Origin of the sequence: Diaphorobacter ruginosibacter, from assembly GCF_040396215.1 — a bacterium.
Taxonomy (GTDB): Bacteria; Pseudomonadota; Gammaproteobacteria; order Burkholderiales; family Burkholderiaceae_C; genus Diaphorobacter_A; species Diaphorobacter_A ruginosibacter_A.
This window is the reverse complement of record NZ_JBEBOW010000163.1, coordinates 1-6,924: the sequence shown is the minus strand read 5'-3', so window position 1 is coordinate 6,924 and position 6,924 is coordinate 1. Positions and strand designations below refer to the sequence as shown.

The following is a 6,924-nucleotide window of genomic DNA, read 5'->3' as shown; positions in this document are numbered from 1 at the left end:
TCGGCGACGTTGATGTGCATGCCCGCGCCCGGCTGGATGACGTGCGCGACGATCATGCCCACGATCAGCGCGAGCGTGGAGAAGAACAGGAAGTACACCATCGTCTTGGCGAACACGCGGCCCACCGTGCGCAGATGCGTCATGCCGGCGATGCCGGTCACGATGGTCAGGAAGATCACCGGCGCGATGATCATCTTCACCAGTTTCACGAACGCGTCGCCCAGCGGCTTGAACTGCTGTGCGTACTGCGGCTCGAAATAGCCGAGCAGCACGCCGATCACGATGGCGAAGACCACCTGGAAATAAAGCTGCCGATAGAACGGCAAATGCACTGGCGCTGCAGTGCTTGGCGCAATAGGTTGCATGCGGATTCTCCGAAATCTCAAACGAATGCCCAAGCCGGACAACAGCACTGCGCGAACGCCGGGCGCGCGCAGGAAATGACCAGATGTTGGGATGTGTCGGTTTGTACGGCGAGCGGCGTTCGCTGGCGATAACACATTGGTATTAGGCGCATGCCGCTCCGAAGGGGGAGAATTTCGGAACCTAGGGTAAATACCTAACCCATGCGCCGGCCAATCGGCGATCCGTACACTGTCCCCCGCCGCCGACGCTTTTCACCCGCCCGCCCATGACTTCTTCGCGCCGCCGATTTCTCTGGACCGTTCTCGCCGTGCTCGCCGGCATGTGCGCGAGCATGTTTCTGGCCAGCCGGTTCGCGCAGCATCGCACGCTGCAAAACGAGAGCGCCCTGGTGGACCGCCAGCTCATGCTGTATGCGCAGGAGTTCTCGCAGCGCATCGATCGCTATCGCACGCTGCCGGAGGTGCTGGCGCTCGATCCGCAGTTGCGCGCCGCGCTCACCCGTCCGTTGAGCTCACGCGACGTGGATGCGCTTAACCGCAAGCTCGAGGAAGCGAATGGAGCGAGCCACTCGTCCACACTCACGCTGATCAACGAACAGGGCCGCGCCGTCGCGGCGAGCAACTGGCGCGACGAGCACAGCAATGTCGGCGAGGACTACAGTTATCGACCCTACGTGACGCAGGCGCTCGCCCACGGGCGCGGACAGTTCTACGGCATCGGCATGACGACGGGCGAGGCAGGCTACTTTCTCTCCCGCGCCATCGTCGATGAAAAAGGGCGTGTGAAGGGACTCATCGCCATCAAGATCCTGCTGGGCGAACTCGAGCGCAACTGGCAGCAGACGAGCGACATCGTGCTGGCGTCGGATGCGCATGACGTGGTATTTCTGGCGAATCACGACGAGTGGCGCTACCGCAGTCTTGCAAAGCTCACCGGGCAGGATCTCGAAGAGATGGATGCCACGCGGCAGTATTCGGACCAGCCCATCCGGCCGCTGCGCTTTCACATCGAAAAGCAATTGCCCGACGGCGGCTTTCTCGCCCGGATCAGCGATCCCGCGCTGTCTGCGCCCGTACTGTGGCAGTCCATCCAACTGCCCGATGCGAACTGGCACCTGCACCTGCTGCACCACACGCACGCCAGCACCATCGCCAGCTACTGGGCGGCAATCACCGCGGCGGGCGTCTGGCTGGCGCTGGCCATGCTGGTGCTGTTCGTGCGCCAGCGCCAACGGCTGTCCACCCTGCGCCAGCGAAGCAGGCAGGAGCTGGAGACCGTGCTGCATCAACATGCGCAGGAGCTGCGTACCGCGCAGGACGGCATCCTGCAGGCGGCCAAGCAGGCCGACACCGGGCTCTCGAGAAGCCTGCAGCATCTTCCGCAGGGCGTGGTGGTGATCGATGCGGACCTCAACCTGGTTGCCTGGAATTCGCGCTACGTGCAGCTGTTCAGGTTTCCGCCCGAGCTGATGCGCGTGGGCGCACCGATCGAAGCGCTGATCCGCCACAACGCACGGCGCGGACTGCTCGGCCCCCATCCCTCCGAGGAAGCGATCCAGCGCCGCCTGGATCATCTGCGCGATGGCACGTCCCATCTGCACGAAAGCGCCAAGAGCGACGGCACGGTGCTGGAGATCCGGGGCAATCCCATGCCCGACGGCGGGTTCGTCACCAGCTATGCCGACATCACCAGCTACAAGACGGCGGCGCGCGAACTGCGCTCGCTGGCCGATACGCTGGAGCAGCGCATCGCGGAACGCACGCATGACCTCGATGCCGCCAGGCGCGAGGCCGAAGACGCCAACCGCTACAAGACGCGCTTCGTGGCCGCCGCGGTGCACGACCTGCTGCAGCCGCTGAATGCCGCGCGCATGTTCAGTTCGCTGCTGCGCAGCCATCTGCATGACGATGCCGCAAGACATGTGGCCGACAGCATCGAAGGCGCGCTCGCCGCGCAGGACGGCATCCTCAACAGCCTGCTGGATATCTCGCGCATGGAGTCGGGACAGTTCGACGTGCATGTGCGCGACTTCGCGCTCGGGCCGCTGCTGCAGGTCATGCAGCACAACTTCGGCATCATTGCCGAGAGCCGTGGGCTGAGGCTCACCGCGGTGGCCTCGCGCTACATCGTCCACAGCGACGAGGCGTTGCTGCGGCGCATCCTGCAGAACCTGCTGTCCAACGCCATCCGCTATACGTCCAAGGGCCGCGTGCTCATCGGTTGCAGGAGAAAAGGCGACCATCTGCGCATCGAGGTGCATGACCAGGGCCCCGGCATTCCAGAAAGCCTGCAGCGCGAGATCTTCGAAGAATTCAGGCGCCTCAACGAAGGCCACGACCAGGATCGCGGCGCGGGTCTCGGGCTGGCGATCGTCGAGCGGCTCGGCAGGCTGCTTGACCACGAAATCGGATTGCGCTCGGAGCTCGGGCGGGGCAGCGTGTTCTGGGTGAGCGTGCCGCTTGCCGCGCAGCAGACTCCCGCCACCGCCGCCCAGGCGACAGCCACGGTCGTCGATGCGCGCGGCGATGCGCCGCTGCAGGGATTGAGCGCCTGGTACATCGACGACGATGCGCCCAGTTGCGCGGCCACCGGCGCGCTGCTGCAGCGCTGGGGCTGCGAGGTTCCCTATGCCGGCGGACCGCAGGGAGCACTGCAACTGGCACGCGCCGGCAATGCCCCGCAGCTCGTGCTGCTGGACGTACGCATGGGTGAATTCCACGGCCCCGATCTGTATGGCGAACTGGCGGCGGTCTGGGGCCAGTCTCCCCACGTGATCCTGGTGACGGCGGAGCGCGATATCGCGCTGCGCCGCCATGCCGCGGAGCGCGGCTGGGCGATGCTGTTCAAGCCGGTGCGGCCATCGGCCCTGCGCGCGCTGCTCAGCCAGACCATGCTGCGCCTGCGCGAGACCGACGGCCACTGAGCGTTTCTTCCCCCGGCCAGCTACACACCGGCACGCTGGTGCCGGTATTCCTGCGTCCTTCCTCCATAGCCATAGGCGGCCGCACGCGCATCGATGACGTGCGTGTAGCAGATGTCGTGCAGATCGGGGCGCAGGTTCTTGATTGCATCGAACAGTTCGCGGATGAACCGCGACTTCTGCGCCTTGGTATTGGTTTCGTCGGTCACGCTGATCTCCAGATGAAACGCGCTGCGGCCGGACTCGGCCAGCGTTTTCCCGCCGATGGACCATTGCTCGCAGGGTGTGAACAACACCTGTATGGAAATGACTTCCGGCTGTTTCTCGAGAACGCGGCAGGTGAGGCTGGTCACCTTGTCCACACAACGCCCGGCAAGCCCGTGATCCACGGGACCGGAGAGATGAAGAACGATATGGGGCATGCTGTGTACACCTGTGTTGATAAACGTGTACATGGATTCTGGATAAACATGATCCATTGGTAAAACATGAATATTGGTTAATATCCATCGGAAAACCCATTGGATAAACTGTCGATAGACCTGTTGGCAATCCGTTCAAAACCCTCTGCAGAGACTGTGCATGCAAGCCTTCGATATCGAGCAACTCAGAACCTTCGTGCACATGGTGGATGCTGGCAGCGTGACGGCTGGCGCGGCGCAGGTGTTTCTCTCGCAATCGGCGGCAAGCGAGCAATTAAAGAAGCTCGAAGACCGCGCTGGTCGGCAATTGCTGGTACGCAGCAAGGCGGGAGTCGTTCCCACGGCGGCCGGACAGATGCTGCTCGCGCATGCGCGCAGGCTGCTGGCGCAAAGCGATGAGGCCTGGCGCGATCTGCATGGAACCGCGCTCACGGGTGAGTTGCGGCTTGGCATCACCGACTATTTCCGCCCCACCGAACTCACGCGGCTGCTCGCCAGGCTCTCCACGCAGCACCCCGGCGTGCGCCTGCGCGTGGCCATGGGCCAAAGCCGCATGGTGGAGACGGAGCATGCGGCGGGGCGCCTGGACATCGCCATCATCATGCGCGCCGACGGCAGGCGCGGCGCACGCGCTCATCAGTTGCGCACCGAGCCGCTGCGCTGGATGGCCGCGCCGGGCAGGCTGCCATCCAAAGGCGAGCCGCTGCCGCTCGTCACCCTGAGCGAAGGCTGCACGCTGCGGGTGCTGGCCGAAAAGGCCTTGATCCGCAACAAGCGGCCGTTCGACGTGGCGCACGTGGCATCGGGCGTAGCCGGGATGCAGTCGGCGCTCGCCGCGGGATTGGGGTTCGCATGCCTGAACGAATCCGCCCTGTGCGAAGGCGTGGAGATCGTTGCCGCGCGAGCGGCACGCCTGCCGGCGCTCGGGTCCGCGAGTTTTCAGATGCTGCCCGCGCGGCGCAATGAGGAACGGATGCTGCGCGAGGTGCGTGACCTGCTGATCGATCAGCTCGGCTGACCCGCAGCCTCGATCGCGTCAGATGCCGCTCTCGGGCTCGAGGCTCTTGACCAGCACGGCGGCCTGGGTGCGGCTGTAGCACTCCAGCTTTTTCAGGATCGCCGTGACATGCACTTTCACGGTGTTCTCGGCCAGGCCCAATTCATGCGCGATCTGCTTGTTGAGCAGGCCGTCGGCCAGGCACATGAGCACCCGGAACTGCTGCGGCGTGAGCTGGGCGAGCCGGGCCGCAAGCTCCGCATCGGCCTGCGAGCTTTCCACGTCGGTGTGCGGAAAGGAGAGCTCGCCATCGAGTACGGCCTGGATGGCCTTGCCCATGTCTTCGGCGGACGAGGATTTGGGGATGAAGCCCGCCGCGCCAAACTGCTGCGCGCGCCGGATCACGCGCGGATGCTCGTTGGATGAGATCACCACGACAGGCACCTGCGGGTATTCGCCGCGCACGTGCAGAAGCGATGAGAAGCCGCGCGCGCCCGGCATGGCCAGATCCAGCAGCACCAGTTCGATTTCGGAATGCTCCTGCAGCGCCTCGCCCAGCGTTGCGGCACTGGCCGCCTCCAGCGTGCGAAATTGCGGGAAACGCTCATGCAGCACCTGGATCAGAGCCGCGCGGAACAGCGGATGGTCATCGGCGACGAGCAGCGTGGAATCGGTCATGGGCGCTAGTCTGCCACGGCTCGCGCCGCGCGACCCGCTACCATCCGGGGATGGCACTCAACTGGGTCTGGACAGGCTTCTTCACGGCAGCATTCGCCACCGCAATCTGGCGGTGGCTCATCGGCGACGACGGGATATTCCAGGCATTGCTCACCGCGATGTTCGACGGCGCGCGCTCGGGGTTCGAGATTTCGCTGGGGCTTGCCGGCATCATGTGCCTGTGGCTCGGGCTCATGCGCGTGGGCGAGAAGGCCGGCATGATCGAGCTGCTCGCGCGCGTCGCCAGTCCGCTGCTCACGCGGCTCTTCCCCGAAGTTCCGAAAGGGCATCCGGCGCAAGGCGCGATGACGATGAACATCTCGGCCAATCTGCTCGGGCTGGACAACGCGGCCACGCCGCTCGGGCTCAATGCCATGCGCGAGCTGCAGTCGCTCAACACGGCACAATCCGAGACCGCGAGCAACGCCCAGATCATGTTCGTGGTGATGAACACCGCCGGGCTCACGCTGATTCCGACTTCGGTGATCGCCATCCGCCAGAGCGTGGCGCTCAAGCAGGGCCTGGGAGCGGACTTCAACGCGGCCGATATTTTCCTGCCGACGCTGATCGTGACCTTCATCTCGCTGTTGGCGGGCGTGATGGCCGTTGCCTTCTGCCAGCGGTTGCCGATCTGGCGCGCGAAGCTGCTGCTTCCGGTGCTGGCCGTGGCGGGCCTGTTGGCCGCCGCGGTGGGGGCGCTGGCGCGTCTGCCCGCCGATCAGGCCGCGCGCATCGCGGGGGCCGTCGGCGCGGGCGTGATCCTGGGCGTGGTGATGTTGTTTCTGCTGGTCGGCGTGTGGCGGCGGGTGAATGTCTACGACGCGTTCATCGACGGGGCAAAGGAAGGATTCGGCGTTGCCGTTCAGATCATTCCGTACCTGATCGCCATTCTCGTGGCCATTGGCGTATTCCGCGCGGCGGGCTGCATGGATGCGGTGCTCGCCGCCATCGGAGCAGCCGTTGGCGCTCTGGGACTGGACACCGGCTTTCTCCCGGCCTTGCCGGTGGGGCTGATGAAGATCCTTTCCGGGGCGGGGGCGCGCGGCTTGATGATCGACGTGCTCCAGACCTATGGCGTGGATTCGTTTGCGGGACGCCTTGCGGCGATCGTCCAGGGCTCGACCGAGACCACCTTCTACGTCCTGGCGGCCTATTTCGGCAGCGTGGGCGTGAAGCATGCGCGCCATGCGCTGGCCTGCGCGTTGATTGCGGACGCCGTGGGGCTGATTTCGGCAATCGGGGTAGGGTACCTCATGCTGCGTTGATTCGAGCCGCCTTGGGGCCGGGAAGAGGGCTTCAGGGCCATCGCTGGAGCGGGGCGCCGACTGGAAAGCAAACGTTCCGGGCCTCGTTGACCGCCACCGCTTTGGCACAGCCAAAGCGTTTTTTTTATGTGCACAGAAAGTTATCCAGGGTTATTCATGGTTATCCACAGGAAATCCTCGGTATTCAAGGAATAACTCCGGGTTTTCTGGATTCCTCCGTTCCTGCTTACGGAATTC

The 6,924-nt window shown here is 64.6% G+C and carries 6 protein-coding genes; 3 read left to right on the top strand and 3 right to left on the bottom strand.

Annotated elements, in window-relative coordinates:
* The coding region (locus ABWP92_RS15660) for a cation:dicarboxylate symporter family transporter (protein WP_353236331.1) at positions 1-365 on the bottom strand (365 nt) is incomplete at its 3' end.
* A gap of 266 nt (positions 366-631) precedes the next feature.
* Between ABWP92_RS15660 and ABWP92_RS15655 the strand changes: the two genes are divergently transcribed.
* Positions 632-3,289, top strand: coding sequence for a hybrid sensor histidine kinase/response regulator (locus tag ABWP92_RS15655; protein WP_353236330.1), 2,658 nt, complete (start codon positions 632-634; stop codon positions 3,287-3,289).
* Between the two features lie 20 nt (positions 3,290-3,309).
* Here ABWP92_RS15655 and ABWP92_RS15650 read toward each other — a convergent pair whose 3' ends face one another.
* On the bottom strand, positions 3,310-3,708 hold the full coding sequence (locus ABWP92_RS15650; protein WP_353236329.1) for a tautomerase family protein: 399 nt from the start codon (positions 3,706-3,708) through the stop codon (positions 3,310-3,312).
* A 160-nt stretch (positions 3,709-3,868) separates the two neighbouring features.
* On the opposite strand from ABWP92_RS15650, the gene ABWP92_RS15645 reads away from it, so the two are divergent.
* The gene (locus ABWP92_RS15645; protein ID WP_353236328.1) at positions 3,869-4,726 is read left to right on the top strand and encodes a LysR family transcriptional regulator; all 858 of its coding nucleotides are present in this window, start codon (positions 3,869-3,871) and stop codon (positions 4,724-4,726) included.
* Between the two features lie 18 nt (positions 4,727-4,744).
* Here the strand turns inward: ABWP92_RS15645 and ABWP92_RS15640 are convergent, their stop codons facing one another.
* Entirely contained in the window at positions 4,745-5,383 is a 639-nt protein-coding gene (locus tag ABWP92_RS15640; protein WP_353236327.1) for a response regulator, read from the bottom strand.
* A 50-nt stretch (positions 5,384-5,433) separates the two neighbouring features.
* Between ABWP92_RS15640 and ABWP92_RS15635 the strand changes: the two genes are divergently transcribed.
* Positions 5,434-6,687 carry a spore maturation protein gene (locus tag ABWP92_RS15635; RefSeq protein ID WP_353236326.1) on the top strand — a complete coding sequence of 418 codons (1,254 nt, stop codon included), beginning with the start codon at positions 5,434-5,436 and terminating at the stop codon, positions 6,685-6,687.
* Positions 6,688-6,924: the final 237 nt, after the last annotated feature.